We start from the raw sequence: 24,352 nt of genomic DNA, 5'->3' as shown, positions 1-24,352 counted from the left end.
GCGATAACGACTTACCTCAAGCGCTACATGTCGAAACGTCCATGGGCGAAGAAGCTCGCCAAGATGATCGCCACCATGTCGAGCAGATGGTCTGTTGCAAAAGCGTATGCAGCCTGTGCAACGTCATCCTTCCGCCTACGAATCCTGGTGTTTTTCATGTAGGTACTGGCCCTCAGAGATCCCTCCATCCTCAGCAGTTAATCACAGGTCTCAGCTACCGACCTGTTCTCGGCCCTCCCTGATCCATTCTCTGAACACTTCCGCTCAACGGCGGTATGATCCTTCGGTTGCCTGCCATAGCTGCACGGCGACCATTCCGGTGGCGATTGTCGAGGCCGCCGTGCTGCGTTTCCTTTCGAAGTCCTGGAGACGAACCAACAGGGAGCTATCTAATGGACGAGCAAAAAAGCCATGAAAGTCACCACAATCATCATCAAGGGCACGGTGCTCAGGCCACGCTCGTGGCCCAAAAGAGTTCAGTGACGTATCAGAAGGAGGGCGTAATTTACACATGCCCTATGCATCCGCAGGTAAAGCAAATTGGCCCCGGGAACTGCCCTATCTGTGGGATGACTCTTGAACCGGAAGCAGTCACAACGGATACCGGGCCAAGCGCCGAATATCTCGACATGAAACGCCGTTTCTGGATCGGGCTCGTTCTGTCCGTGCCCGTCCTCATGCTGGAGATGGGTGGACACCTCACCAATCTTCACATGGTGCTTGGTGCCCAGACCTCAAATTGGATTCAGCTTGTTCTGGCTACACCTGTCGTCCTATGGGCAGGCTTTCCATTCTTCGAGCGAGCATGGAAGTCCCTCGTCACTATGCGCCTGAACATGTTCACATTGATAGCAATGGGGACCGGGGTCGCGTGGACTTACAGCGTTGTTGCAACCCTTGCACCTGGTCTGTTTCCCGCCACTTTCCGCTCCGCAGACGGTTCAGTCGCCATCTATTTCGAAGCTGCAGCCGTCATCACGGTGCTGGTGTTGCTGGGACAGGTTCTGGAGTTGCAAGCCCGTGAACAGACCGGTGGAGCCATCCGCGCACTTCTTGACCTTGCCCCCAAGACGGCACGCCGCGTCCGCGACGGTGTCGACGAGGACATCGACCTGGAAATGGTTGTCGTCGGGGATCGGCTTCGGGTTCGCCCCGGTGAAAAGGTCCCGGTCGATGGCAGCCTTATCGAAGGACGCAGTTCGGTTGATGAATCGATGATCACCGGTGAATCGATGCCCGTCACCAAAGAGGTCGGTGCAAAGCTGATAGGCGGGACGATGAACCAGACCGGTGGCTTCGTCATGGAGGCAGGAAAAGTCGGCCGCGATACCATGCTGTCGCAGATCGTCCGCATGGTTGCGGACGCCCAGCGCTCGCGAGCGCCCATCCAGCGCCTGGCCGACGAAGTCTCAGGCTGGTTCGTCCCCGTGGTGATCGGCATTGCCATCGTCGCATTCGCAGCATGGATGATCTGGGGTCCAGAACCGCGCTTTGCCCACGGTCTTGTCGCCGCGGTCGCGGTGCTCATCATCGCATGCCCCTGCGCGTTGGGCCTTGCAACGCCGATGTCGATCATGGTTGGCGTTGGCCGGGGTGCTGGTCTTGGTGTCCTGATCAAGAATGCCGAAGCCCTGGAGCGTTTCGAGAAAGTCGACACGTTGGTCGTCGACAAGACCGGAACCCTGACCGAGGGTAAACCCAAGGTAACGTCCATGGCCGCGATAAATGGGTTCACAGAACCCGAACTGCTGCGCCTGGCGGCAACGCTGGAACGAGCGAGCGAGCATCCACTGGCAACTGCCATAGTCAACGCGGCGACGGAGCGCCAGTTGGTTCTCGGCGTCGCGGAAGATTTCGATAGCCCGGTTGGCAAAGGGGTTACGGGAAGTGTCGACGGACGCAGGCTCATCATAGGCAGCCACCGCATCATGGAGGAAGCTCATATCGATGTCTCGGCTCTTACCAGCCAGGCGGAGGCACTGAGAGGAGAAGGCGCAACAGTCATTTTCGTAGCGGTAGACGGCGACCTCGGCGGCCTTTTAGCGATCGCCGATCCGATCAAGACGACGACACCCGACGCAGTCCAAGCGTTGCTCAAGGCAGGGGTCCGGGTCGTGATGCTGACGGGCGACAACAAGACGACGGCCGCCGCAGTCGCACGCAAGCTTGGGATCACCGAGGTCGAAGCCGAAATCCTGCCGGAAGACAAGAGCGAGATCGTGAAGCGTTTGCGAGAAGAAGGCCGGATCGTCGCAATGGCGGGGGACGGTGTGAACGACGCTCCCGCCCTGGCTGCGGCCGACGTCGGAATTGCCATGGGGACCGGCACCGATGTCGCGATCGAGAGTGCTGGCGTAACCCTGCTGAAGGGCGACCTTCAGGGGATCGTGCGGGCTCGTGAACTGAGCCAGGCGACAATGAGCAATATCAGGCAGAACCTGTTTTTCGCCTTCATATACAACGCGGCTGGCGTACCGATTGCCGCAGGCGTTCTGTACCCTACGTTCGGGCTTTTGCTATCGCCGATCATCGCAGCGGCCGCCATGGCACTTTCGTCGGTGAGCGTCATTGGCAACGCCCTGAGATTGAGGAGCGTGCGGATATGAGATGCGTTCGAAAATGGACGCTGCTAGCAGCGTCGCCGGCTGTCGCCTGCTAAACTACGTATTGGGGGAGAGCATGAGTGAGGATGCTCTCCCCCAACTTTCAGGCCGCCATTTCTGTGCAGCTGTCCGCACAGCGACGGCAAGCCGCTACACACGGTTCCATGTCCCCGACGCGCTCACAATCGTCGGCGCACTGAGCGCAAATCTCAGCGCATTCTCGGCAGACGTGCTTGTGATGCTCTGAACCCAGGAGCATGAAATGAGCCGAAGTCCGGCAAATTTCCGCGCAGGCCATCATGAGCTTCAAATGCCTCGGCTCGGTATGTTCGCCGCCCATTTCCAGGCAGTGCCCCATAGCCATCGATAAACACTCGCGATAGCAGGCGAGACAATTGTCGATGCAGACTTTCATTTCATCTGAAATGTGATGCATGGTCATGCTTCCTTCCTACTTCGCTTCCTTGTCGAGCCAGTCAGTCATCTCGGCGATTTCCTTGGTCTGCGCGTCGATGATCTTCTGTGCGGATTTTTTGGCCCATTCGTTGTCACCATATTTCAGCTCGACCTCGGACATGCTGATCGCGCCCATGTGATGGGCGATCATCCCGCACACGAAGGCAACGTCTGCGTCCTTCTTCATCATGCCCTGCATCATGTTCATCTGCATCGACTTCATGCCTTCCATCGATGCCTTCTGATAGTCGGTCATCATGTCGCCCATGCCCATGTCACCGGACTTCATATCCATCTTTGACATGTCCATCTCGGACTTACACTTTTCCGGATAGGCCATCTCTGCGAACGACATGGCGGGCATGACAGTGAGCAATGACAAAGCGCATGCAGCGGCGAGCGAGATTCTTACGATAGTTTTCATTTTAGTTCTCCTGATTGGATACAATTTGGTACGCTTCGCAACTCAGCTTAGAAGCTTTGGGGGCGGATAGTCCGGACGAAGAAACAGCAAACTGATTGGTTGTTCGACCGCGACGAATACAACAGCCCTCCGTCTGTCTGGACCACCAAGCACGTCCACCGAGACTAAGATTGGGCAGCAAATCATGGTGGGGCAGCAAGCGTGTCCAACAGAACCTTTAGAATCGTGGCTAGATGCCAATGAAGAGATTGAAGGGCAGTGATCGGCAGATGCGCCACCCGCCAGCGCCGTTCCATGGATATTTGACAAGATGAGAAGTATCGCAAGAATTAGACACATTCTCTTTTTTATGCTGCGACCGAACATGGAAGATTTTCCCTTAGGCATGCAAGTGACGCTCCTGCGATGCTCCGGTGAATGACCCTGAGAAACGCTCAGGTTCGCCATCGGTTCCGTGAAGCGCCACCCGACAACGACTACAAATCAATTTCGTTCGACTGCCGCTCTTGACCTTGCCAGCGTTGGAACCCTTATCGTCAAATCGGACGAAAGTTCGTCGTCACAAATACGACTCCGATTTTCCTGACATATTTGAGTTGTTGAAATTTGGCTCCATTGAAGGTAGCTGTGAGAAATGGGCTCGATGTATCGAATCATCTGCAAGCAATTGCTGATTCTGATTAGACTGGTGATCGTTGTATCACTGGCCGGATACTCGCTGTCCACGGCCACAGCAGCCATGCACGGGCGGGCATCCGATGCTCCGATGGTAATGTCGGAAAGCATGGAGTATGCTGGCGCTCAGATGAGCGAACACGACCATCACGATCAAGTGTCTGCGGACGAGGATTCGTCAAAAGTGGTAAAGCAGGAGTGCTGCAAAGACTTCTGTGTCAGTATTGCGATCATAGCAAACATAGACACTTGGAATGGCCCCGTCGTTTCGTCCATCCATGCTTTCATGAACGACAGCGACGTCATCGGCGAACTCGTTCCTTTGCATCGCCCACCGAACATCTGAATAGGCTCAACCCGCCCTTGCGGGTCTGAACGTGCGTCTACGGGCAAATGGCTCGTTGCGCAGCTTCTATCTCTTATTCGGATTTCATCATGAAACTTTTGTTCCTGGTGGTTGCCTTGCCGCTTGTCGTCAGCGGATGCGCTTCCACATTGCCAGAAATCGTAGCTTCGGCCGACACCCCTGACACCGTGTCCTATGTCAGGCCCGTTTGGTATCAGAGCCCTATTGGTGGCTACACGCATCGTATGCCCGTCGATCCGAAGCCTTGGCGCGGTCTTAACGACGCCCAAGCTCCGAGGAAAGGATGACCATGATGACTATGCGTCACATCAAGCTCATCTCAGCCGTCGTTCTCCCTCTCATTGCAGCAGGCTGCGTCACGACAGATTATGCTGCCAAAGATGCTGGTTTCGCCAACGCATCGCTAAAAAGCAACGAGGCGACCGGAAAGCAGACGGTCTGGGTTCAAAATCGACAACAAGCCGAGGCTGTACGATCCCGAGTGAAGTCGCTGCTGGCAAAAAAGACCATCGACGTCGAGACCGCCGTGCAAATAGCGTTGCTCAACAATAAGGGCCTTCAGGCTGCTTATTCTGAGCTTGGTGAAAGTGCTGCAGATGTCTGGCAAACACAGCTGTCGGTCTATCCAACATTCTCGGTCGGCTTAACGGGGATCGGAAGTCCGGGGCTCGAAGCCTACCGCGTTATCGAGGGAGCTATCGCCGCCAATATCCTAGCTCTGGCGACGTACGACAAGAACATCAAGTTAGCGGAAACGCGCTTCCGCCAGGCTCAGCTAACGGCAGCTCTCGAAACAATTTCGCTGGCATCGGAAACTCGTCGTGCATGGATCACAGCCGTCTCCGCCTGGGAGAACGTAGGTTACCTTAACCAAGCCAAGGCGGCGGCAGACGCTGCATCTGATCTTGCCAAGAAAATCGGCGAAGCTGGCTCCCTACCAAAAGCAGATCAAGCCCGCGAGCATGTCTTCTACGCCGAGGTAACCGGCGAGACGGCAAAAGCACGGCTTGAAGCAAAGCTGGCCAAAGAAGAACTCGTCCGATTGATGGGTCTCTCGGGCTCCGACATCGACTTCCAGATTCCAAACCGCTTGCCGAACCTGCCTAAGGCACTGATCAAGCGCGACGACATCGAGGCGGAAGCCATTCGTAAACGAATGGACCTCCAAGTGGCTCGACTGGAACTTCAGGCGACGGCGCAGTCCTACAAGCTGGAGGACGTCACCCGCATTGTTACGGATATCGAGCTGGTCGGCACATGGGAGAAGGAGCGTGAACGAGAAGATGGGAAAGTTGTTTCCGAGACCACTCGCACAGCTGGCCTAGAATTCACGATCCCGATCTTCGACTCTGGCCAAGCTCGTCTTCGTAAAGGCGAACTCGCCTACATGCGAGCAGCCAACCAGCTCGCGGAGCTGGCAGTCAATGTTCGTTCGGAAGCCCGCTCCGCTTACGTTTCGTACAAATCGAACTACGACATTGCCCGCCATTACCGCAACAGCGTCCTGCCACTGCGCAACGCAATCGAAGAGCAATCGATGCGCAGCTACAACGGCATGATCACCAGCACCTTTGAGCTGATCTCGGACACCAGAGAGAAGATCGAATCCACCATCCTCGCCGTCAACGCAAAACGCGACTTCTGGCTGGCTGAAGCAAACCTCGCCCCTGTCATCTACGGCGGCAGCGAATCTTCAGAAGCAGAAGAGACCGAAGTCGCGTCGGCTGATGCGGACTAAGAAAGGGAACACGATGTTTAGCAGACGACAGTTACTCGGAGCGGGTGCAGCCAGTGCTGCCCTCGTCTCCTCCCAAACATGGAGCCAGACCTCAAACATGGGCCTGCCGGAAGCGGCAGTCATGGAGTCCCCTACAACACAGAAGCCTTTGAAGCCTTCGGTTGGTCCCGACTACAACCCGGTCGTTACATTGAACGGCTGGACCGCGCCTTTCCGGATGAACAACGGCGTGAAGGAATTTCACCTTGTCGCCGAGCCGGTAGAGCGCGAGATGGCAGAAGGCATGACTGCCTATCTCTGGGGCTATAACGGCCAGTCCCCGGGACCGACAATTGAGGCGGTCGAAGGGGATCGCGTACGCATCTTCGTCACCAACAAGCTTCCAGAGCACACGACCATCCACTGGCACGGCATGATCCTGCCATCTGGCATGGACGGCGTGGGTGGGCTGTCGCAGCCGCATATTCCTGTCGGAAAGACCTTCGTCTACGAGTTCGACCTCGTGAAGTCGGGGACGTTCATGTACCACCCGCACTCCGACGAGATGGTACAGATGGCGATGGGCATGATGGGCTTCTTCGTGGTCCATCCGAAGGACCCGACGTTCATGCCGGTTGACCGCGACTTCGTCTTCCTCCTGAGCGCCTTTGACATTGACCCAGGCACTTATGTCCCGCGTGTCATGGAGATGACAGACTTCAACCTGTGGACCTGGAACAGCCGCGTGTTTCCCGGAATCGATCCGCTGGTGGTCTCTAAGGATGACAGGGTACGTGTGCGCGTCGGCAACCTGACTATGACGAACCACCCAATCCACATGCACGGCTACGACTTCGAGGTCACCTGCACCGACGGCGGCTGGGTACGCCCAGAGGCCCGATGGCCGGAGGTCAGCATCGACCTGCCGGTCGGGGCGATGAGGGCATACGAGTTCGACGCGAAGTACGTCGGCGACTGGGCGATCCACTGTCACAAGTCGCACCACACGATGAACGCCATGGGCCACGAAATCCCCACCTTCATCGGTGTCGATAAGAAGGAAGTGACCAAGAAGATCAGACAGTTCCGTCCTGAGTACATGCCCATGGGTACCGCTGGTATGGCGGATATGGGCGAGATGTCGATGGAAATCCCGGAGAACACCGTGCCGATGATGACAGGCTGGGGTCCGCACGGCCCCATTGAAATGGGCGGCATGTTCTCTGTAGTGAAGGTCCGCGAGGGTATTTCGGCGGGGGATTACAGCGATCCAGGATGGTATGAAAACCCGCCCGGTACACAGGCTTGGGAGTGGACGGGAAGCCTACCTGACACCCCCAAGGCCAAAGATGCAAAGACCCAGATTACGCCAAAACCAGTGAAACACGGCTGATCATCTCTCCCAACCAACCAAAGGACAATATTATGAAAACTGCAATGATCGCACTGTTTCTGGGAGCGCTCGCCACTTCCGCCCTCGCCTCCGGCACCCACGAAGGTGGCCATGACGCGGCTATGGCTGTCGGTGAACCCGGCAAGAAGGCAGAGGCCACCCAGACCATCCGTGTCTCGATGAAAGAGACGGCCGACGGCAAGATGATTTTCACGCCAAATACTTTCAGGGTTCGCAAGGGCCAGACGGTTGTGTTCGCCATCAAGAATGCTGGCGAGCTGGATCACGAGTTCGTTCTCGATCAGGAAGAGAAGGTTATGGAGCACAAGGCCGTGATGGAGAAGTTCCCCGACATGGAGCACGACGACCCGAATGCCATCCGTTTGGCTGCCGGAAAGTCCGGCGAGATCATCTGGAAGTTCACCAACGACGGTACCTTCAAGATCGCCTGCCTGGTTCCTGGCCACTACGACGCCGGGATGCACGGTGACGTCACCGTTGCCCAGAAGTAACCCTACAAGGAGAAATCGACATGACTTCATTCATCAAGCTCGCCACGGCGACGGTACTAGCTCTCACAGTGGCTTCCGGGGTTTTCGCTGCTGAATTCACCAAGGGCACGGTCAAGAAGGTCGATGCGAAGGCGAAAAAGGTGACTCTCATCCACGAGGAACTGAAGGACCTGGAAATGCCAGCAATGACCATGGTGTTCCGTGTCAAGGACGACGCAATGCTCGGGAAGCTCAAAGAAGGCGCAAAAATCGAGTTTGTAGCCGAGCGCGTCGAGGGCAACCTGACCGTCACGGAAATTAAGTAAGCTATCGGGCCGAGCCTTCCAACGCTCGGCCCGACAGATTCGCCATGTGATCGTCAATTCAGTTGATGCAGTCTGCTGCATCTACAAGCGTCCCGTGCAAAAAGCTGGTGGGTTTTAATGCGCCTGATGATCTACCCTCTTCACTTGGGGGAAACCAACAACAACAGACAGGCCGGGATCGTTGTCAAGCAGCTTAATATTCGCCCCATGAAGACCCACAATGGCTTTCACAAGCGTGAGACCCAATCCGGACCCGGCCGTCGTCCTACTCTTTTCAAGTCTATAAAAGCGATCAAAAACTCTCTCACGTTCTTCACGGGGAATTCCTGGACCGTTGTCGGAGACGCCCAGATAAATGCTATTGTAGTTGTTGGAAAGCGATAAAACAATCTTGGAGCCAGCGTGGGTGTGGCGCATTGCGTTAGCAAGCAAATTGGCCAACAACTGTTTAATCAAATCTGGATCGCCATCGATCCAGGAGTCAGAAATGCTGTCGGAAAGCGTGAGGTCGTAACCCGCATCTACGGCTATCGCTTCGTAAACCTCATAAATATCTCGAACCAATGATTGCAGATTGAAAACCCTGAAATTGACAGTTCGACTGCGCGACTCAATCTGCGCAATCCGAAGAACAGCGTCAAATGTTTCAGCCGTAGACTTCAGTTCCACAAGAGCGATCTCAATACCGCTCTTCATATCACCAGGAACATCGGATTGTAGGGAGTCTTCGAGAACTAGAAAGGTACGCGCAATTGGCGTTTTCAAGTCATGTGCAACGTCAGTGGTAACCTGCTTCAACGTGATCACGCTTGATTCAAGCCGTGTCAATGCGACGTTAACCTCAGTGGAGAGGACATCAATTTCATCCATACGAGGGGAAATCGGAAGGCGCTTGAAGAGGTCGCCATGCCCGATTTCATGCGCAATGGTAGAAAGAACGGAAATGCGCCTTCGAGTTCGATGAGCAAAAATCGAAGCTCCGGTCATTCCAACGCCCAAGATTATTGCCGTTGCCCATCCAAAACTTATCAGGACGATACGAGCAAGTTGGTCCGTGTCGCCGTAGCTAATTCCGACAACCAGATCATATTCTCCCAGCGGTCCCCGGAACAATTTATAGTGAGGTGCACTTTCGTGTTGGTTATTGAATCGAAAGGTCGAAAGGCCTGTTGGTACATTCGAAAATTTGGCGTTTCCGGCAACCAGGTCGTCTGTGGCACCGCGCAGCGTATACAAAGTTTCTTCACCCCTAACAGCAGGACCATGGCTTTCAATCATTTGAACGGCCCCGTTCAGACCACGCGCCTCGTAGGCTGACGCGATCTCGCGATACCGTTCCATGACGTTAGAATTCAGTCGGTCATCCAAAAATTTGACAACCATTTGATAAGCTACAATGTTTGCAATTAGGTACGCAGAAACAAAAAGTGAAATGTAGATAATTGCGAGCCTGACCGCGGTACTCTTGAGAAAACTACCCGCGAGCATGCAACGTGTAGCCAGTGTTTTTGACAGTATGCAAAAGTGATGTGCTGAAAGGTTTATCTATTTTTGCCCGGAGGCGGCTGATATGCGTCTCGACGACTGAGCTTTGAGGGTCAAAATTGAAGTTCCATATTTTTTCCAGAAACATCGTTTTTGTGAGCACTCTTCCCTCGTTTCTCATCAGTAATTCAAGCAATGAAAACTCTCGCGGTAATAATTCAATGAGTTGTCCGGCACGTGAGGTAGTCCTCGCGACGAGATCCATTTCAAGGTCGCCGACCCATAGCTTTGTCTTCTCAGCGGCAATCGGGGGGCGCCGAACGAGGGCGTTTATACGAGCGACTAATTCCGAAAACGCGAACGGCTTAACCAGGTAATCGTCACCCCCGGCTTCAAGACCCTCCACCCTATCATCCACGCCACTCATTGCCGTCAGAAACAAGACAGGTGTACGCACCGATGCTGCACGCAAACTTTTGACAAGGTTTAGGCCGTCAAGGCCGGGAACCATCCGATCAACGATTAGAATATCATAGCGCGTGTCCAAGCCTGCTGAGAGCCCCTCGCGACCATCCCCGATGCAGTCTATCGAGTGCCCAGCGGAACTTAAGCCCTTTACAAGATATTTTCTCGTCGTTTGGTCGTCTTCAATGAGCAGTATCTTCATGCCACCCGCCACTTTTTCTTTTAGCACAGCGCCTTACATCTTGCAGTCAACGCCACGTGATTGGGGCTTTCTTACGGCAGATTATTGGCGAACGGATTACAAATTTGTATATCAGGAGACAGGTGACGGAAAAACAGACGCTCTATCCTATTTTTGCTGCAGGTCGCAGTTCTAAATAAGGATTTTAGTCATGATCAAACAAATCGTCATATCTGTAGCTGCTGTGATTGCTATTACGCCGACAGCCTTCGCCTACACCACTCTTGGTAAGACGGCTTCACCAGTCGCCAGTATTATCCAAGGACATGGAAACCCCGGAGATACAGCATCATCTATGTCAGATCCTGATGTCAGCGTCCGCGTTCTGGAAAGCGGCAAGGTAGAACGTAAGAACACCCGTTATGGTACGGTCACAATCATTGATCCAAGGGCGGAGTCCGTCAAGAACAACCGCAGGTAACGCACCCGGTTCGCTACGCTATCGTTACGGCTAGTCCATCCAGTGCGTCCAACGCTTCTGACTAGCAAACGCAAGTGACTAACCCTTCGTGAGAGAATGTGCGGATCGATATCGACTTTGCACTCTCCGCTTCCCCATCAGGATAAATCAATGAAAACGTTACTGACAGTAGTTCTTACCGCATTTCTCGCCACTTCCGCCCTCGCCTCCGGCACCCACGAAGGTGGCCATGACGCGGCTATGGCTGTCGGTGAACCCGGCAAGAAGGCAGAGGCCACCCAGACCATCCGTGTCTCGATGAAAGAGACGGCCGACGGCAAGATGATTTTCACGCCAAATACTTTCAGGGTTCGCAAGGGCCAGACGGTTGTGTTCGCCATCAAGAATGCTGGCGAGCTGGATCACGAGTTCGTTCTCGATCAGGAAGAGAAGGTTATGGAGCACAAGGCCGTGATGGAGAAGTTCCCCGACATGGAGCACGACGACCCGAATGCCATCCGTTTGGCTGCCGGAAAGTCCGGCGAGATCATCTGGAAGTTCACCAACGACGGTACCTTCAAGATCGCCTGCCTGGTTCCTGGCCACTACGACGCCGGGATGCACGGTGACGTCACCGTTGCCCAGAAGTAACCCTACAAGGAGAAATCGACATGACTTCATTCATCAAGCTCGCCACGGCGACGGTACTAGCTCTCACAGTGGCTTCCGGGGTTTTCGCTGCTGAATTCACCAAGGGCACGGTCAAGAAGGTCGATGCGAAGGCGAAAAAGGTGACTCTCATCCACGAGGAACTGAAGGACCTGGAAATGCCAGCAATGACCATGGTGTTCCGTGTCAAGGACGACGCAATGCTCGGGAAGCTCAAAGAAGGCGCAAAAATCGAGTTTGTAGCCGAGCGCGTCGAGGGCAACCTGACCGTCACGGAAATTAAGTAAGCTATCGGGCCGAGCCTTCCAACGCTCGGCCCTTCCGACCTCTTTCTAAGGATCGAGAACTCTCGATAGTGCGGGCATGGATCAATGAATCAGGAATCAACGCCGTTCGGCAAAAATGCTTCCACCCGGGAACTAAGGTCGGCCTCGCTGCGGTTCGTTGTCCTTTCGATCCTGTTCGCCAATCTCGTTTTCGGTGACGGTCTCGCCAGCTTTACGACCCATGCCATCGTCAGTTCGGTCTATTTGATCGTCAGCGTGGCATCCGTCGCGGTGGCTGTCTATTTCCCTACACAGAAACACCTCGGCGCAGTGTTCGTGGCGCTCGATGCGGCCTTGGTTGTGGTGATACTCTATGAACACCTCCTGGCTAGTCCGATCACGGAAGACCACGCCCTTACGACGTCGAGCTTAGTCGTCTCATTCATCCTTCTGAACCACGTAGCCTTGAAGCTCGAGCGAAGGCTGATCGTTTTGTTTTCGACGATCGTGGTCTTGGCATGGGTGCTTATGCTTGCCCTCATGGCGTTCCGTCATCACGCCAGCGCGCCCGGAACATTACTGGCCAACTTCTTCAACCAGGACCTCGGCCTGACCATGAGTTTCGCGTTCACGGCGCTGGCCGTGTATCTGTTGGCGCGTGATCACGACCGCACCATCAGACAGGCGTTGAGGATCGAGGAGAAGCGCATGAACCTGTCACGCTTCTTCTCGCCAACAGTCGTCGCCGATCTTCAGACTGCCAGTGCCAACCTTGACCTCGAGCGGCGAGACGCGGCGATCATGTTCGTCGATATCCGCGACTTCACGTCATATGCGGAAACGGCTTCAGCACGCGAGCTTGCCCGTGTCCTCGGTGAGTATCGGCACATCGTCGCCGGCACTGTGTTCGCCTATGGCGGAACCGTTGACAAGTTCATCGGCGACGGCGTGATGGCGGTATTCGGGCAGCCGAAGCCCAAGGCGGACGATGCTCAGCGGGCATTGGCCTGCGCATTGTCTTTGACTGCGGCGCTCGACGAGTGGCGCAACGACAACATTGGCAGGGGCGGCCCCTGTCTGAACGCGGGGATCGGCCTTCACTATGGTACCGTTCTCGGCGGGGTCATTGAAAGCGGCTTCCATGACGAGTTCACCGTGATCGGGGACGCCGTGAATGTCGCTCAACGCCTGGAGTCTCTGGCCAGCCTATTGAAATCGCCACTCGTAGTCTCGGACCGCATAATCGAAGAAGTCCCGGGTATGTTTGGGGCCAATGATTGGGTCTACACCAACGGCGTCAGTATCCCTGGCAGGAAGGCGTCGGTCAACATTGCCTATATCCGTCGCGCTGCCAATCTAGCATCGCCGGCGAGTCATGAGACCGGGGACATACATACCGATTTCCAAAGGTCTTCTTTCCAGTCGCGACCAAGGATACCGCTCGTTGGAATGTAAACCACACCACCGACGAGGACTTTGCCGGGGCTATCACAATGAAATTCCGTCAGGCCGATCGTCACATCGAAGTCGTAGTCCCGGACGAACGAAGTCAGCAGCGAGGTCACAGTCAGATTGACTGTAATATTGTCCCGGAAGTGCGAGACATGAAATGGTGGCCGTTCTGCTGACTGGGCCTGAATGACCGAAGCGTCCTCCTGTTTCGGATTGTTCAGATTCAGTTCGAGGCCGCGCCAGAAGGCGACCGTGTGGTTCGGACTGATCTGAAGGCTCCGGCTTTGCGTCGTGTCGCTCATTTCGACAATGCCCCTCTGCCCTGATCGGTCACGTGTTAAAATGAGACCCCGACGATGAAGTTTCTAATCATGTCCATCAATCAAGTAGCTTTGTTTGATGTCAATCATTCGCTGCTTAATGCCGAGGATCATCTTTCTACACATTGCCTTTATCGCTGATATTTCTTCGTGGGGCAGTTCAAACACAGGATGCATTTGAATATCTGTATGCCAGTCAGATTGAAACGGGACCTGTGCCGCATCCTGGATCGCGGTCTTCTCGGTAGCGGGCTATACCGTTGTGAAGCTCACGCTCGCGGTTGTCTGCTGGGTGACGGGCCACGACCTACTGGAAGCGATCGTTGGTTCGGTCGCGTCGATCGCACTTGGTATGGCGATCGGGATCGAGACGTTCCTATGGCTCAGAGACTGGCGTGCGAGGAAGCCGGATTCTCCCTCGACATGATGATTGTTGGGACCTACCGATGATAACGGTGGACCATGCTATGCCGGACACGAAGGACTCACTTGATTTACCATGGGGGAATCCTCATTTTGCAATATCGCGGCCCTGTTCGTGCCGCTTGGAGGATCGATGCTCACTATTGGAGACCTGTCGAAGACGACCGGTGTGAAAGTGCCAACCATCAGATATTACGAGCAGATGGGGCTTCTGTCGCCCCCGGAGCGCTCGGAAGGCAACCAACGCCGCTATTCCAGAACCGAGCAAGAACGCCTCTCGTTCATCCGGCATGCACGCGATCTCGGTCTGACAATAGAAGCGATCCGTGAACTGATCGATCTCAGCCAGCATCCGGAAAAACCATGCGAAGAGGCTGACAGGATCGCGGCAAAACAGCTCATCGCCGTCCGACAGAAGATCGAACGGCTGAGGAAGCTAGAGGCAGAACTCGAGCGGATTTCGACACACTGCCACTCCAACCAGGTGCGCGACTGCTACGTGATCCGGGCGCTGGCCAATCATGACATGTGCACCACGGATCACGATTAAAAACCGAAACGATGATGGACAGCGTCCACTTACTCACGGTGAGATGATCGCGCGGTCGCCACTCATGCCGACTACGCGACGAAGTCGTACAGCAGCTTGATGTTCAGTAAGGCGATCACCACGGCGATGAGCCAGGCAAACGATGTGAGCCAAAGCGGTGCCTTGAGTTCCCCCATCTTCGCGCGATCAGAAGTGAACATCACGAGCGGGAACACTGCGAAAGAAAGCTGGAGACTGAGAACGACCTGAGTGAGGATCAGTAGCTGTCCGGTGCCGCTGTCTCCGAATGCGATGGTGACACCCGCGGCGGGAATGATGGCTATTCCCCGTGTGATCAGGCGGCGAAGCCACGGCGCTAGCTGTATCTTGAGGAACCCTTCCATGACGATCTGGCCAGCAAGGGTCGCGGTCACGGTCGAATTGATGCCGCAGCACAAAAGCGCGATCCCGAACAGCGTCGGAGCTATGGCAAGGCCCAGCAGTGGGGCAAGCAGATTATGGGCTTCGCCCAGTTCCGCAACGGACGTCTGTCCGGTCTTGTGGAAAGTCGCCGCGGCAAGGATGAGGATGGAGGCGTTGACGAGCAAAGCGAACATCAGTGCGACGGTGGAGTCGATCGTCGCGAACTTCAGAGCTTCGCGCTTCTCGGGCAGCGTGTGGCCGTAGTTGCGGGTCTGCACGATCCCTGAATGGAGATAGAGGTTGTGCGGCATGACGGTCGCGCCGAGGATGCCCAGCGCAAGATAGAGCATGTCTGGGTTGGTGATGATCTCAGTGGTGGGCGCGAATCCGAGAATCACCTGACCCCAGTCCGGATCGGCAAGCACGATCTGGATGGTGAAGCAGACAGCGATCACGCCGAGCAGCGTTATGACGAGCGCTTCGACCCAACGGAAGCCCAGCTTCTGAAGGTACAGGATCAGAAAAACGTCCAGCGCGGTGATGATCACACCTAGTTCCAGCGGGATGCCGAAGATAAGGTTGAGGCCGATCGCGGTGCCGATCACCTCGGCGATGTCTGTCGCGATGATGGCGATCTCGGCCAGCAGCCACAAAACCATAGCCACTGGCTTTGGGAAAGCGTCCCGACACGCCTGCGCCAGATCCCGCCCGGAGCCGATAGCAAGCCGCGCACAGAGCGACTGCAGGACGATCGCCATGATGTTCGAGACAAGTGCCACAGTGAGCAGCGCATATCCAAATCTCGATCCGCCAGCCAGCGAGGTCGCCCAGTTTCCCGGATCCATGTATCCGACCGCAACAAGATAGCCGGGGCCGAAAAAGGCCATTGCCCTGCGGAAGGTGCCTGATCCCGCAGCAACTCCGATGGAACGGTGAACATCCGATAGAGATGCCTCACCCACGGTCCGCCGCCAGCCTTTGATCGGTTTGTCCACAGCCCCGCCTCGCCTTCATAGCCCTTGCTATATTGCAACTGCAAATCATTCGCATTAATCGATGGCGTTGGCAAGACGATATCCTTTGGTGCCTTCAGCGCTGATATTTTCCTGAATTCGCTGATGATGATCCACTTCCCCGGTCAGATCGAAGACCGGATTTGGTAGTCCTTCAGAAAACATCGTGTTGCGTTTGTCAGTCTCTCCCGCTCCGCGACGGGCTGCGTATCAACATCCACGACGGGCGAGGATAACGAAACGTTAATCAGTTTTATGCAATTTTAAGTGTATATTAATGCAAACTTCATTGCGGTTGGTGTCGTACCAAATCCTCGATTGGTTTCAGACCCGCCAGGTGCAAACTACACATCGGCGGACGGTCTGGGCTGCTCATGGTCAATGCTTTCGGAGATGACGGTTAGATATGATAGGCTTTATCGTACGGCTTAACCGCCGCGCCCATTTCAGTGTGGAGTCCAGGGTCAAGCCTGTTACTAAAGCCTTTGTCGGCACATCCGAACGCCGCAAGCGTGATAGTCGACAAAGGCTGAGCTTCCTGATTGCAGGCTTTGCGGTGATGTACATTGTCGTTGGCGCACGTCTCGTTCAGTATGGCCTGAACGACCCGGTGGTGACGGGATCCATTCATCCCAGCGCCAATGCCGTCGCAACGCGCCCGGACATTCTCGATCGTAATGGCGAGCTTCTAGCGACCGATATCAACACCGTGTCGCTCTATGCGGAACCGCGACGTATTGTCGACGCTGACGAGGTTGTGGAGAAACTTGCAACCGTGCTGCCAAACCTTGACTGGAGCGACACGCACAGGAAGCTCCGATCCGGTTCCGGCTTTCAGTGGTTGCGCCGCCAGCTCACGCCCCGGCAGCAGTCTGATATTCTTGCGCTTGGGATTCCCGGCATAGGTTTCCGTCCGGAGAAGCGACGCTTCTATCCGGGTGCTGCCACCGCCTCCCATATTGTCGGCCATGTCAATGTCGACAACCTCGGTCTTGCGGGTATGGAGAGGTACATCGATCAGCAAGGTTATGCCGACCTTCGAGCGACGGGCCTGACGAACGATACCAGGCTCGAGCCTGTGAGGCTTTCGATCGACGTCCGCGTCCAGCATATCGTTCGCGAAATCGCGGCGCGCGCGATGACGAACTATCAGGCAGAAGCTGCTGGTGCCGTCATTCTCGACGTGGAAACTGGCGAGGTCATCGCTATGGCTTCCGTTCCTGACTACGATCCGAACCAGCCTTCGCGCGCCCTCCCCGATGGCTCGGTCGACAAGGAATACGAAAAAGGCTGGTTCAATCGGATCAGCAACGCCACATTCGAGATGGGGTCCACATTCAAAAGCTTTACGCTTGCCATGGGTCTGGACGCAGAGAAGATCACCTTGAATTCCGTTGTGGATGCGTCCCGCCCCATCCGTATGGGCGGATTTACGATCAGGGACTTCAAGGGAAAGAACCGACCTTTATCGATCCCGGAGGTTTTTCAGTATTCATCGAACATCGGAACGGCGGCTGTTGCCGACAGGGTCGGGATAGAGGGGCATAAGGAGTTTCTTACGAGACTGGGGCTGCTTTCCAAGATGGACACGGAGATGCCCGGCGTAGCGACCCCTACCCAACCCCGAACGTGGAAAAAGATCAATTCCGTCACGATCTCGTTCGGCCACGGCGTAGCTACCACCCCACTGCAGACCGCCGTTGCTGCCGCAGCCCTGATCAACGGCGGCAACCTCATCAACCCCACCTTCCTTCCACGTTCGAAAGACGATGCAGCATTGGTTTCCCGCGCCGTCATCAAAGAGAAGACCAGTGCGGATATGCGGTTCCTCTACAACTGGAACGGCCTCAAGGGTTCTGGCCGAGGCGCCCAGGTCGAAGGCTTTCATGTGGGCGGAAAGACCGGAACTGCCGACAAGGTCATAAATGGCAGGTATGCCAGCGACATCAACTTCAACGCATTTGTCGCAGGCTTTCCGATGGACAAGCCGCGATACGTCGTGCTGACAATCATCGATGCGCCGAAAACAGGTGTGAACGGAGGAAGGACCGCGGCTTCCACCGCGGCTCCGATGACCAAGGAGATCATCGAGAGAACAGCAGCCTTGCTTGATGTGAAGCCCCGGTTCGGAGGTGAAACCGGCCCTCAGATGCTGGTCAACTACTGATTGGTCATGGGATCATCGTCCATGAATTGTTCGGCGACGAGCGGGAAGCTATCTCATCACCGCCATCGGACAAACGCCAGTTTGCTCAGATACGCCGTGAAGTGAAAAACAGGCTATGGCTCTGGCCTTGGGTGTGCCGCTGCCACCTGTCCGCGGATCGGTCACGCGATGAACGCCATCTTGAAATTGACGAAGGCGCCCGTCCTGTTCCCAGCAGACACCTTCAGACATTCAGACCCGGACGACCTCCGCTTTCGCGCGAATTCACGGCTTGGTGTGGGCACCATGGTCTTGGGAAGCCGACGGGGCCTCCGCCTTTGACTGAACCACGAACTCGACCTCGACGGGACCCGCCTTCTCGAACTGCAGAGTAGCCTTGAATTTCTCTCCTTCGCCTGGGCGCTGCCTGGGGTTCACAAGCATGATGTGTGCTCCGCCCAGTTGCAGTTTCACGGTCTCCCCAGCTTGGATCTCGATGCCCTGCTTCGCGGGTCGCATGCGCGCGACCCCATCGACCAGTGTCGACTCGTGTAGCTCCAGACGTTCGGCGGCGGGCGTGCTGCCGCCAACAAGCCGATCGGCTTCCTCTCCGGTGTTGACGATCACGAGATATGCGCCAAGTACGGGCGCCACCGGAGGTGCCTTGGCCGACCAAGGGTGTTTAAGTTCAAGGCTGCCCGCCTTGAAGTCATGTGCGTCGGAGGAGACGGGAACGCCTGTCGCGGCAATGAGAGCCACGAACACGCCAGAAGCAGCGACCCTTAGATTCATAAGTATACTCCGTTCTCGCGAGCCTACCCGCGCTCTTGCTAAAACAGTTCCACCTGGTGCCAAAGACCCTTGGCGCTGGCTCTGAGCGGTATATCCCGGCAAATATCGTCTGAAAACCCTCTTACTCAATGGAAATGGGCGCAGCAGGCGCAGCGCGTTCATGGTGACGAGCACCGTCGCTCCAGTGTCGGCAAGAACTGCTGGCCACAGCCCGGTGACACCAATGATGGTCGTGACCAGAAAGACTGCCTGCCCATCCGCACGCCGATGACTTCTCGACTGCCAGTTATCTCGAGTGACACACTGGAGTACCGTTCGCGATCAGCGAGCATGTGCCCAGGTGCAGCAAATCGGGGACATAGCTGCCCGAATCTTACCTTCGATGGCTCGTAAGGCTTCGGCTTCTTGGCCAAGGCGAAACCTTCATGATCTGACATACGCTGGCATCGATTGAGGTTATCAAGGGACTGGTGCTGCGGCTTAACAAACGCTTCCCCACAACGACAACATCGTCTCGGGAACGCTAGGAGGGAACAAAGTTACGATCTCCGCACTTTCATTCAATGCCAAATAGAGGATTTACAAGGGACCATACCAAACATCTTCGCCTTGACAGCACGGAGCTGACCCCCGCTGTGCTAGAAGGTGCCACAATTTACGGCGCTGACGACCGTTAGGTGGGTAAGCTTGACCATATTCACGGTTCGGGGCCCACAGGGAAAGCGGTTATAGACGTGGGGGCGGCCTTGGGATTGGAGCGAAGCCAGTCAGCGTGCCTCTCATGGATTTACGTGACCTTGACAGTTTCGTTGAACTCTCAGACGAACAATTGAACGCGCGGCTTCTCGGACCCGAATTGCTACAATGGCTCCGATCCTGACATTGGACGCAAATGCGATATGGGAGCTGGCAGCTATTACGAGTATAATTTTCTGGTTCATAGAGACGCCTACAGATTGAGGTTGAACCAATGGCGTTCTTTCACGCCTTTATCGTTCGGAATGTCGAAGTAATACGGGTCAGCCCTCATTGGCCTTGGCTGTGTGATGACTACTTGGCAGCTATTGCCACCGCCAAAGCCATTGTCGTTACTGTTTGAATTGAGTTCGCGCATTGTGATGCCCGCCTGCTTGTTTGCGCGGTCGTTCCCATAGAGCGTCCGAAAAGCGCCGCGGTTGCTGCACTGGTTGACTGTCTTTGTGCAAACATTTGCCTCGCCACCGCCGAAGAGGGACTCGTTGTCGCGACCAGAAGATGACCGCCCGGCTTGAAAACCGGCAGGGCAATCCTCGAAAGGCTCGTTGCCCGGTTTGCCGGCCTTAGCTTCTTCGCAGATCGGCCACGAGAAGCCGGGCTTTTTCATCGCCGAAATCAATTTCTGCATGGGCGGCACGCAGTACCCAACCCCCTGCCATGAAGGGTTCTTGGACGCTGCGCAAAGGAGGATCTGGCACCCCCAAGACGCATCTTGCGCCCTTGCGGCAGGTGTCATGGCGAGAGCCGCAACACCTGCGGCGATAAAATACAGAGCTTTCATTAGCTTTCCCTCTCTCATTCGTTCACTGCGGAATTGGCCGGTGTGAGATCTTGGCTTCTATCGCGTGGGGGTCTGTTCGGTCGGAGGCCGCATAAATGACGGCGGCGATCAACGAGAATGCTGCAAACCAGAGGATACCGACGCGGTAGAGGAGGGGGCGGTTTGGGATATCCCGGCAAACCGCCGCAAATGCAAAAAAGCCGACAAGATAGCTGTCGAGAGCGAGATGACGCTCGGCCTGGAATAATGCTGAGACCACGAGGAGGACCAGAGCGCAGGGGGCGTGGATCGACCACAAACGTTCGCAGGGCACGATCAGGGCGAGCGAAAGTGGAATGGCAACCAATAGCGCCGCCATCGGATCGATAGCGAACGATGTCGCGATATGTGCGATATCCGGCAACTATCGATCTGTCCTCTTAGGTTTGTTGCGTGCGTCAGCAAACGGCGGCGAGATTTCGCTTTTTCGTTCTGCCAAAAGGTTGAAGTCCGCCAGCGGTCGCCGCTCAAGGGTCTTATCAACCGCTTTGCGCCGCCATTCGTTCATGTCGAGCACGTAGGTGCCCCACATTCCATAACGGGCGGCCATGGCATCGTGCTGATAGGAAAGGTACTGTTGGTTGGCGTAGGGGGAATCCACTCGCGCCCAACCTACGCGCAGCATTTCCGTCGCCACGTCTCGGCCTTTGACCGTGCATTGAGCGAGAGGAATGCCATCATTTCCATACCCAAGCGTCGTGCAGACCGTCACCTTGTTGCCAATGGTTCGCTTCAACCAAGCTTTTGCAAGCGGGCCACAGGGAACCGGCATAGGCGCTTGGTTCTTTGTCCGGTCTACCCACTTGGGGTGGAGAGCCCATTGCGGGAGCTCGCATGCATCGATACTCGCGAGGCGGACCTTATAGCCACGTCCGAGAGAGTCATACCAAAGAGTGCGGCCGTCTAAAACGGTTACAACGCCTTTGAAGACCGGCAACCTGACGGGCGCGGAATCGACGGGTGGTGCCACGCGCCCCGAGTAGCGCGGGGTATAGTATTGTAGGTCGGCGGCCATTGAAGGTGTGGCAATCGCAGCGATAATGACGCCGAGCAGTGGAATATGTTTCATTGCTCCGCCTTCCTGGCGCGCTGATTGGCTTCTCGGCTGAGGGTGATCGACGGGTGCTGGACGTCTTTGAACTGCCAGAGACCCGCCTTTTTCTGCTGGGCCATCTGTTCGGCCACAGAGTAGGGGACATGATATGGAAGTCCGTCGCTCTTCAATGCAGCAAACGCGTACCCACTGCTGACGAGAACCTGCCCTAGATCCAGCCGCTGGCTCCCAACGGTCGCGTAACAAATGACATACGAAATGTCGTTTGCCTTAGCGACTGGTGCGCAAATCGGCTGCGTGTCCATGATATACGCGGCAAGAACAGCGAGGGACGCCTCGCCGCAATCGCGAGTGTTACCGTGCGCATCGGTATAGTTGGTACCGCGCAAACATGACTGTATTCCATAGAGACGGAACCGCTCTCCATTGGATACCCATGTGTCCCCGGTCTCGAGCGTTATTCCGTCCGGCCTTAAATCGAAATAGCCCTCCGAGGCTGCGAGAGCCCAGGTAGGCATCAGTGCCGCCATGAGAAGGGCTATCCGCTTCATTGCGACTTTACCCGCGGATCGGCCCACATGCCGAAATCGCCCTTTTTGCCGAGATTCTCGGCTTCCTGAAGATCAGGCCGCTCCACTGATCCATCAGGTTTTTTGGCGAGACGAAGAGCGCCTAGAGAAAGAAGCTGTTCCTCAAAATTATCGACCGAGTCCATGGCACCAGGGTAATTGTAGTACCCGTAGCACGTCGCATTCTGCATCGGCGCCCCCTTCTCGCTGACGAAGGCGCGGCAGAAAACGACCTTTGGGCTCTGCAACATGACCTGAAGCTGCTTAAGAGCGTAGTCATCGCACGTTCCCGCATAGTCTTCCGTCCGGTTGACCAAATCGCCCTTACACGGCTGCAGACCGTACAGATGTACTGTTGTCTTATCATCGATCTTGAAGTCGGTTCCGGAGACCGCCTTGAACCCTGAGGCTGTTGCATAGCCCTTCCGGTCAACGACCTTTCCATTGCCGTCATAATACTCGACCACCAAAGCCGTTTTACCGGGGGCTACGAGTGATTTGACGTAATCCTTGTTAATTGCCGGCGCGGCAAAAGCTTGTGTTGCCATTGCGCAACTTGTGAGTGCGGTAATGATGGTCCGTATCATTTTCTAGCCCTAACCATCTTGGTACAACGGATTCCCTTGAGAAAGGGGGTTTAACACTGGCACAAAAACTTGTAAGTCTGAGCCAAATCGGTATCATACAAGCATCAACTTAATCGGTTTTCTTCCTAATCACAACACCGTTTGGCAGGCGGAGACGATGGAAAAAAGGGCTAGCATGGCAGGCTTTTTAGGCACCACCGTCCTTTTTGGGACAGCTCTCGCTACGCTGTGGTCGGCCAACTGCGCATATGCCCAAGATGCTGTAAAAAATACCAGAATAGCCAGCGCATACAATGATACAACAACGTCTGAACTACCGTCACTAGCTACCAACTTCGCGGAAAGATGGGCTGGGGAGCCTGTCGCAGCTAAAGAATTTGTCTTGGGCGCTGATGGCGTAGTGAAGGACGCGAACCAGCAGAAAGACGCGACCAAAGCGGCCGGTTTGCCAATTACTAAAATTGGCGCAGGAAACACCTCGTATGTGGATGTGACAGGATCAGAAGCCGACTCCCCGATTACTCCTCGTGCCACCGGTTCAGTTATCCAAATTGGCGCAGAAAACGTGTTAGCTTCGCCCGTGGTGGGGGCAAAGGAGTGTGGGGCGTCTCCGATGACGCCTGACGAGATCAAAGCCTTGGTTGTAGAGACCGCGCGCCGCCATCAGGTAGACGAGGCGTTTGCTGTGGCGATTACATGGGCCGAAAGCCGGTTTGATGTGGTTCGCAACTCGCCCAAAGGTGCGCGTGGCCCCATGCAGCTTATCCCTGACACCGCTACGCGGTTCGGCGTCGTGGATATCTGCGATCCTGCTCAGAACATCGAAGGCGGCATCAAGTATCTCCGCTTCCTCCTCGACGAGTTTCAAAATCCTCTGCTCGTAGCCGCCGCATACAACAGCGGCGAAAACCGGATCTACGAATATGGCGGAGTACCGCCCTTTCAGGAGACGGTCGGGTACGTCGCAAAGGTCCTCAATTTTCAGCTTGGCCTTCCGATGCCTACCGGCAAACGGAAGGCCGGAAATGTCGTCCGCGAAGCAGCGGCGACGAATACGGCCAACGGTAGCGGGGTAATTGCCGTGGAGAAGACCGGCAAGTTTGTCGGTGGCGTAATGCACTTCTAAGGAGAGAATCAGATGAAAAGTGTGAAGTTGGGTCAATCCCAAGCGGTTAAGGTGATCGCGCTTCTTGGCGTGGTCGCGGCGGTACAGATCGTCGGTGCTGAGCTGGCGTTTGCGCAAGGGGCAGGTGGCGGCGGCAGTGGTGCTTTCGGCCCTATTCAGACCGCCGTGCAGATGATCGTGGATTTCATCACTGGCCCATTTGGCCGGTTGTTGGCGATCATCGCCGTAATCGCCTTGGGCTTCATGGCATTTGCCGGTCGGTTGTCTTGGTTTACAGCCGGCGCGGTCGTCATTGGTATCGGGCTCGTGTTCGGCGCTCCCGCCATTGTTGATCAGATGATCTCTTCGGTGGGCGGGCAGTAAG

At 55.6% G+C, this 24,352-nt stretch carries 27 protein-coding genes and 1 pseudogene; 16 read left to right on the top strand and 12 right to left on the bottom strand.

Annotation, left to right across the window (positions count from 1 at the left end):
• The first annotated feature begins 392 nt into the window (after nucleotides 1-392).
• Nucleotides 393-2,606 carry a copper-transporting P-type ATPase gene (locus H1Y61_RS26305; RefSeq protein ID WP_180575690.1) on the top strand — a complete coding sequence of 738 codons (2,214 nt, stop codon included), beginning with the start codon at nucleotides 393-395 and terminating at the stop codon, nucleotides 2,604-2,606.
• Nucleotides 2,607-2,706: 100 nt separating this feature from the next.
• Here H1Y61_RS26305 and H1Y61_RS26910 read toward each other — a convergent pair whose 3' ends face one another.
• The gene (locus H1Y61_RS26910; protein ID WP_081358844.1) at nucleotides 2,707-3,039 is read right to left on the bottom strand and encodes a four-helix bundle copper-binding protein; all 333 of its coding nucleotides are present in this window, start codon (nucleotides 3,037-3,039) and stop codon (nucleotides 2,707-2,709) included.
• 15 nt (nucleotides 3,040-3,054) lie between these two features.
• Nucleotides 3,055-3,483 carry a DUF305 domain-containing protein gene (locus H1Y61_RS26300; RefSeq protein ID WP_012653051.1) on the bottom strand — a complete coding sequence of 143 codons (429 nt, stop codon included), beginning with the start codon at nucleotides 3,481-3,483 and terminating at the stop codon, nucleotides 3,055-3,057.
• A 634-nt stretch (nucleotides 3,484-4,117) separates the two neighbouring features.
• On the opposite strand from H1Y61_RS26300, the gene H1Y61_RS26295 reads away from it, so the two are divergent.
• The 6 genes from H1Y61_RS26295 to H1Y61_RS26275 all read left to right on the top strand — a co-directional run bounded on the left by H1Y61_RS26295 (nucleotide 4,118) and on the right by H1Y61_RS26275 (nucleotide 8,452).
• On the top strand, nucleotides 4,118-4,504 hold the full coding sequence (locus H1Y61_RS26295) for a hypothetical protein (protein WP_180575689.1): 387 nt from the start codon (nucleotides 4,118-4,120) through the stop codon (nucleotides 4,502-4,504).
• Between the two features lie 89 nt (nucleotides 4,505-4,593).
• Nucleotides 4,594-4,812, top strand: a complete 219-nt coding sequence (locus H1Y61_RS26905; protein WP_081358799.1) for a hypothetical protein — start codon at nucleotides 4,594-4,596, stop codon at nucleotides 4,810-4,812.
• Nucleotides 4,813-4,817: 5 nt separating this feature from the next.
• Nucleotides 4,818-6,263, top strand: a complete 1,446-nt coding sequence (locus H1Y61_RS26290) for a TolC family protein (RefSeq protein WP_071207582.1) — start codon at nucleotides 4,818-4,820, stop codon at nucleotides 6,261-6,263.
• 13 nt (nucleotides 6,264-6,276) lie between these two features.
• A complete protein-coding gene (locus H1Y61_RS26285) occupies nucleotides 6,277-7,635 on the top strand; it encodes a multicopper oxidase family protein (RefSeq protein WP_071207583.1) in 1,359 nt (452 codons plus the stop codon).
• 32 nt (nucleotides 7,636-7,667) lie between these two features.
• Nucleotides 7,668-8,147: a cupredoxin domain-containing protein gene (locus H1Y61_RS26280; protein ID WP_071207503.1), complete on the top strand. Its 480-nt coding sequence runs from the start codon at nucleotides 7,668-7,670 to the stop codon at nucleotides 8,145-8,147.
• Nucleotides 8,148-8,167: 20 nt separating this feature from the next.
• The gene (locus H1Y61_RS26275; RefSeq protein ID WP_071207504.1) at nucleotides 8,168-8,452 is read left to right on the top strand and encodes a copper-binding protein; all 285 of its coding nucleotides are present in this window, start codon (nucleotides 8,168-8,170) and stop codon (nucleotides 8,450-8,452) included.
• 114 nt (nucleotides 8,453-8,566) lie between these two features.
• Here the strand turns inward: H1Y61_RS26275 and H1Y61_RS26270 are convergent, their stop codons facing one another.
• Nucleotides 8,567-9,940, bottom strand: a complete 1,374-nt coding sequence (locus H1Y61_RS26270) for a sensor histidine kinase (RefSeq protein WP_071207505.1) — start codon at nucleotides 9,938-9,940, stop codon at nucleotides 8,567-8,569.
• Nucleotides 9,927-10,604, bottom strand: a complete 678-nt coding sequence (locus H1Y61_RS26265; protein ID WP_180575688.1) for a response regulator — start codon at nucleotides 10,602-10,604, stop codon at nucleotides 9,927-9,929. The genes H1Y61_RS26270 and H1Y61_RS26265 overlap by 14 nt, the downstream gene beginning before the upstream one ends.
• A 190-nt stretch (nucleotides 10,605-10,794) precedes the next feature.
• Here H1Y61_RS26265 and H1Y61_RS26260 point away from each other — a divergent pair, with 190 nt between their 5' ends.
• From H1Y61_RS26260 to H1Y61_RS26245, 4 genes are all read left to right on the top strand, one after another.
• Nucleotides 10,795-11,064 (top strand): hypothetical protein, encoded by a 270-nt coding sequence (locus H1Y61_RS26260; RefSeq protein ID WP_081358800.1) that lies wholly within the window; start codon nucleotides 10,795-10,797, stop codon nucleotides 11,062-11,064.
• A gap of 150 nt (nucleotides 11,065-11,214) precedes the next feature.
• Nucleotides 11,215-11,694 carry a cupredoxin domain-containing protein gene (locus H1Y61_RS26255; RefSeq protein ID WP_071207507.1) on the top strand — a complete coding sequence of 160 codons (480 nt, stop codon included), beginning with the start codon at nucleotides 11,215-11,217 and terminating at the stop codon, nucleotides 11,692-11,694.
• Between the two features lie 20 nt (nucleotides 11,695-11,714).
• The gene (locus tag H1Y61_RS26250; protein WP_071207504.1) at nucleotides 11,715-11,999 is read left to right on the top strand and encodes a copper-binding protein; all 285 of its coding nucleotides are present in this window, start codon (nucleotides 11,715-11,717) and stop codon (nucleotides 11,997-11,999) included.
• Between the two features lie 84 nt (nucleotides 12,000-12,083).
• Nucleotides 12,084-13,433: an adenylate/guanylate cyclase domain-containing protein gene (locus tag H1Y61_RS26245; protein WP_180575687.1), complete on the top strand. Its 1,350-nt coding sequence runs from the start codon at nucleotides 12,084-12,086 to the stop codon at nucleotides 13,431-13,433.
• Here the strand turns inward: H1Y61_RS26245 and H1Y61_RS26240 are convergent.
• The gene (locus H1Y61_RS26240; RefSeq protein ID WP_235678672.1) at nucleotides 13,352-13,732 is read right to left on the bottom strand and encodes a hypothetical protein; all 381 of its coding nucleotides are present in this window, start codon (nucleotides 13,730-13,732) and stop codon (nucleotides 13,352-13,354) included. The two genes, H1Y61_RS26245 and H1Y61_RS26240, sit on opposite strands and share 82 nt — an antisense overlap.
• A gap of 574 nt (nucleotides 13,733-14,306) precedes the next feature.
• Here H1Y61_RS26240 and H1Y61_RS26235 point away from each other — a divergent pair.
• Complete coding sequence (locus H1Y61_RS26235) at nucleotides 14,307-14,723, top strand: MerR family transcriptional regulator (protein WP_113493521.1); 417 nt, start codon at nucleotides 14,307-14,309, stop codon at nucleotides 14,721-14,723.
• A 71-nt stretch (nucleotides 14,724-14,794) separates the two neighbouring features.
• Here H1Y61_RS26235 and H1Y61_RS26230 read toward each other — a convergent pair whose 3' ends face one another.
• Entirely contained in the window at nucleotides 14,795-16,120 is a 1,326-nt protein-coding gene (locus H1Y61_RS26230; protein WP_180575686.1) for an Nramp family divalent metal transporter, read from the bottom strand.
• A 424-nt stretch (nucleotides 16,121-16,544) separates the two neighbouring features.
• Here H1Y61_RS26230 and H1Y61_RS26225 point away from each other — a divergent pair, with 424 nt between their 5' ends.
• On the top strand, nucleotides 16,545-18,305 hold the full coding sequence (locus H1Y61_RS26225; protein ID WP_180575685.1) for a peptidoglycan D,D-transpeptidase FtsI family protein: 1,761 nt from the start codon (nucleotides 16,545-16,547) through the stop codon (nucleotides 18,303-18,305).
• 264 nt (nucleotides 18,306-18,569) lie between these two features.
• Here H1Y61_RS26225 and H1Y61_RS26220 read toward each other — a convergent pair whose 3' ends face one another.
• Nucleotides 18,570-19,076 carry a copper chaperone PCu(A)C gene (locus tag H1Y61_RS26220; protein WP_180575684.1) on the bottom strand — a complete coding sequence of 169 codons (507 nt, stop codon included), beginning with the start codon at nucleotides 19,074-19,076 and terminating at the stop codon, nucleotides 18,570-18,572.
• A gap of 563 nt (nucleotides 19,077-19,639) precedes the next feature.
• Here H1Y61_RS26220 and H1Y61_RS26900 point away from each other — a divergent pair.
• Nucleotides 19,640-19,956 (top strand): annotated as a pseudogene (locus H1Y61_RS26900) (PRC-barrel domain containing protein).
• A 69-nt stretch (nucleotides 19,957-20,025) separates the two neighbouring features.
• On the opposite strand, the gene H1Y61_RS26215 reads toward H1Y61_RS26900, so the two are convergent.
• From H1Y61_RS26215 to H1Y61_RS26195, 5 genes are read right to left on the bottom strand one after another with little or no spacing between them, the layout of a single operon-like run.
• Nucleotides 20,026-20,613, bottom strand: coding sequence for a hypothetical protein (locus tag H1Y61_RS26215; protein ID WP_180575683.1), 588 nt, complete (start codon nucleotides 20,611-20,613; stop codon nucleotides 20,026-20,028).
• Nucleotides 20,614-20,635: 22 nt separating this feature from the next.
• Nucleotides 20,636-21,016 carry a hypothetical protein gene (locus H1Y61_RS26210; protein WP_180575682.1) on the bottom strand — a complete coding sequence of 127 codons (381 nt, stop codon included), beginning with the start codon at nucleotides 21,014-21,016 and terminating at the stop codon, nucleotides 20,636-20,638.
• Nucleotides 21,017-21,721, bottom strand: a complete 705-nt coding sequence (locus H1Y61_RS26205) for a thermonuclease family protein (protein WP_180575681.1) — start codon at nucleotides 21,719-21,721, stop codon at nucleotides 21,017-21,019.
• The gene (locus tag H1Y61_RS26200) at nucleotides 21,718-22,257 is read right to left on the bottom strand and encodes a thermonuclease family protein (protein ID WP_174010445.1); all 540 of its coding nucleotides are present in this window, start codon (nucleotides 22,255-22,257) and stop codon (nucleotides 21,718-21,720) included. Before H1Y61_RS26200 ends, H1Y61_RS26205 begins: the two co-directional genes overlap by 4 nt.
• Nucleotides 22,254-22,862, bottom strand: a complete 609-nt coding sequence (locus tag H1Y61_RS26195) for a hypothetical protein (RefSeq protein WP_174025987.1) — start codon at nucleotides 22,860-22,862, stop codon at nucleotides 22,254-22,256. The genes H1Y61_RS26200 and H1Y61_RS26195 overlap by 4 nt, the downstream gene beginning before the upstream one ends.
• A 175-nt stretch (nucleotides 22,863-23,037) precedes the next feature.
• Between H1Y61_RS26195 and H1Y61_RS26190 the strand changes: the two genes are divergently transcribed.
• Both H1Y61_RS26190 and H1Y61_RS26185 read left to right on the top strand, forming a co-directional pair.
• Nucleotides 23,038-23,988, top strand: a complete 951-nt coding sequence (locus H1Y61_RS26190) for a lytic transglycosylase domain-containing protein (RefSeq protein WP_235678673.1) — start codon at nucleotides 23,038-23,040, stop codon at nucleotides 23,986-23,988.
• A gap of 12 nt (nucleotides 23,989-24,000) precedes the next feature.
• Complete coding sequence (locus tag H1Y61_RS26185; protein WP_132665707.1) at nucleotides 24,001-24,351, top strand: TrbC/VirB2 family type IV secretion system protein; 351 nt, start codon at nucleotides 24,001-24,003, stop codon at nucleotides 24,349-24,351.
• Nucleotide 24,352: the final 1 nt, after the last annotated feature.

Source organism: Agrobacterium vitis (assembly GCF_013426735.1).
GTDB classification, from domain to species: domain Bacteria; phylum Pseudomonadota; class Alphaproteobacteria; order Rhizobiales; family Rhizobiaceae; genus Allorhizobium; species Allorhizobium vitis_D.
The sequence above is the reverse complement of the archived record's forward strand: the minus strand, read 5'-3'. Positions and strand labels throughout refer to the sequence as shown.

What these genes read in the sequence shown, in the direction of transcription:
- H1Y61_RS26215 (WP_180575683.1), bottom strand. Translation starts at nt 20,613, where the DNA reads ATGAAAGCTCTGTATTTTATCGCCGCAGGTGTTGCGGCTCTCGCCATG.
- H1Y61_RS26240 (WP_235678672.1), bottom strand. Translation starts at nt 13,732, where the DNA reads ATGAGCGACACGACGCAAAGCCGGAGCCTTCAGATCAGTCCGAACCAC.
- H1Y61_RS26910 (WP_081358844.1), bottom strand. Translation starts at nt 3,039, where the DNA reads ATGCATCACATTTCAGATGAAATGAAAGTCTGCATCGACAATTGTCTC.
- H1Y61_RS26190 (WP_235678673.1), top strand. Translation starts at nt 23,038, where the DNA reads ATGGCAGGCTTTTTAGGCACCACCGTCCTTTTTGGGACAGCTCTCGCT.
- H1Y61_RS26235 (WP_113493521.1), top strand. Translation starts at nt 14,307, where the DNA reads ATGCTCACTATTGGAGACCTGTCGAAGACGACCGGTGTGAAAGTGCCA.
- H1Y61_RS26185 (WP_132665707.1), top strand. Translation starts at nt 24,001, where the DNA reads ATGAAAAGTGTGAAGTTGGGTCAATCCCAAGCGGTTAAGGTGATCGCG.
- H1Y61_RS26275 (WP_071207504.1), top strand. Translation starts at nt 8,168, where the DNA reads ATGACTTCATTCATCAAGCTCGCCACGGCGACGGTACTAGCTCTCACA.
- H1Y61_RS26260 (WP_081358800.1), top strand. Translation starts at nt 10,795, where the DNA reads ATGATCAAACAAATCGTCATATCTGTAGCTGCTGTGATTGCTATTACG.
- H1Y61_RS26225 (WP_180575685.1), top strand. Translation starts at nt 16,545, where the DNA reads ATGATAGGCTTTATCGTACGGCTTAACCGCCGCGCCCATTTCAGTGTG.
- H1Y61_RS26245 (WP_180575687.1), top strand. Translation starts at nt 12,084, where the DNA reads ATGAATCAGGAATCAACGCCGTTCGGCAAAAATGCTTCCACCCGGGAA.
- H1Y61_RS26300 (WP_012653051.1), bottom strand. Translation starts at nt 3,483, where the DNA reads ATGAAAACTATCGTAAGAATCTCGCTCGCCGCTGCATGCGCTTTGTCA.
- H1Y61_RS26305 (WP_180575690.1), top strand. Translation starts at nt 393, where the DNA reads ATGGACGAGCAAAAAAGCCATGAAAGTCACCACAATCATCATCAAGGG.
- H1Y61_RS26200 (WP_174010445.1), bottom strand. Translation starts at nt 22,257, where the DNA reads ATGAAGCGGATAGCCCTTCTCATGGCGGCACTGATGCCTACCTGGGCT.
- H1Y61_RS26220 (WP_180575684.1), bottom strand. Translation starts at nt 19,076, where the DNA reads ATGAATCTAAGGGTCGCTGCTTCTGGCGTGTTCGTGGCTCTCATTGCC.
- H1Y61_RS26285 (WP_071207583.1), top strand. Translation starts at nt 6,277, where the DNA reads ATGTTTAGCAGACGACAGTTACTCGGAGCGGGTGCAGCCAGTGCTGCC.
- H1Y61_RS26265 (WP_180575688.1), bottom strand. Translation starts at nt 10,604, where the DNA reads ATGAAGATACTGCTCATTGAAGACGACCAAACGACGAGAAAATATCTT.
- H1Y61_RS26905 (WP_081358799.1), top strand. Translation starts at nt 4,594, where the DNA reads ATGAAACTTTTGTTCCTGGTGGTTGCCTTGCCGCTTGTCGTCAGCGGA.
- H1Y61_RS26270 (WP_071207505.1), bottom strand. Translation starts at nt 9,940, where the DNA reads ATGCTCGCGGGTAGTTTTCTCAAGAGTACCGCGGTCAGGCTCGCAATT.
- H1Y61_RS26255 (WP_071207507.1), top strand. Translation starts at nt 11,215, where the DNA reads ATGAAAACGTTACTGACAGTAGTTCTTACCGCATTTCTCGCCACTTCC.
- H1Y61_RS26205 (WP_180575681.1), bottom strand. Translation starts at nt 21,721, where the DNA reads ATGAAACATATTCCACTGCTCGGCGTCATTATCGCTGCGATTGCCACA.
- H1Y61_RS26195 (WP_174025987.1), bottom strand. Translation starts at nt 22,862, where the DNA reads ATGATACGGACCATCATTACCGCACTCACAAGTTGCGCAATGGCAACA.
- H1Y61_RS26295 (WP_180575689.1), top strand. Translation starts at nt 4,118, where the DNA reads ATGGGCTCGATGTATCGAATCATCTGCAAGCAATTGCTGATTCTGATT.
- H1Y61_RS26290 (WP_071207582.1), top strand. Translation starts at nt 4,818, where the DNA reads ATGACTATGCGTCACATCAAGCTCATCTCAGCCGTCGTTCTCCCTCTC.
- H1Y61_RS26250 (WP_071207504.1), top strand. Translation starts at nt 11,715, where the DNA reads ATGACTTCATTCATCAAGCTCGCCACGGCGACGGTACTAGCTCTCACA.
- H1Y61_RS26280 (WP_071207503.1), top strand. Translation starts at nt 7,668, where the DNA reads ATGAAAACTGCAATGATCGCACTGTTTCTGGGAGCGCTCGCCACTTCC.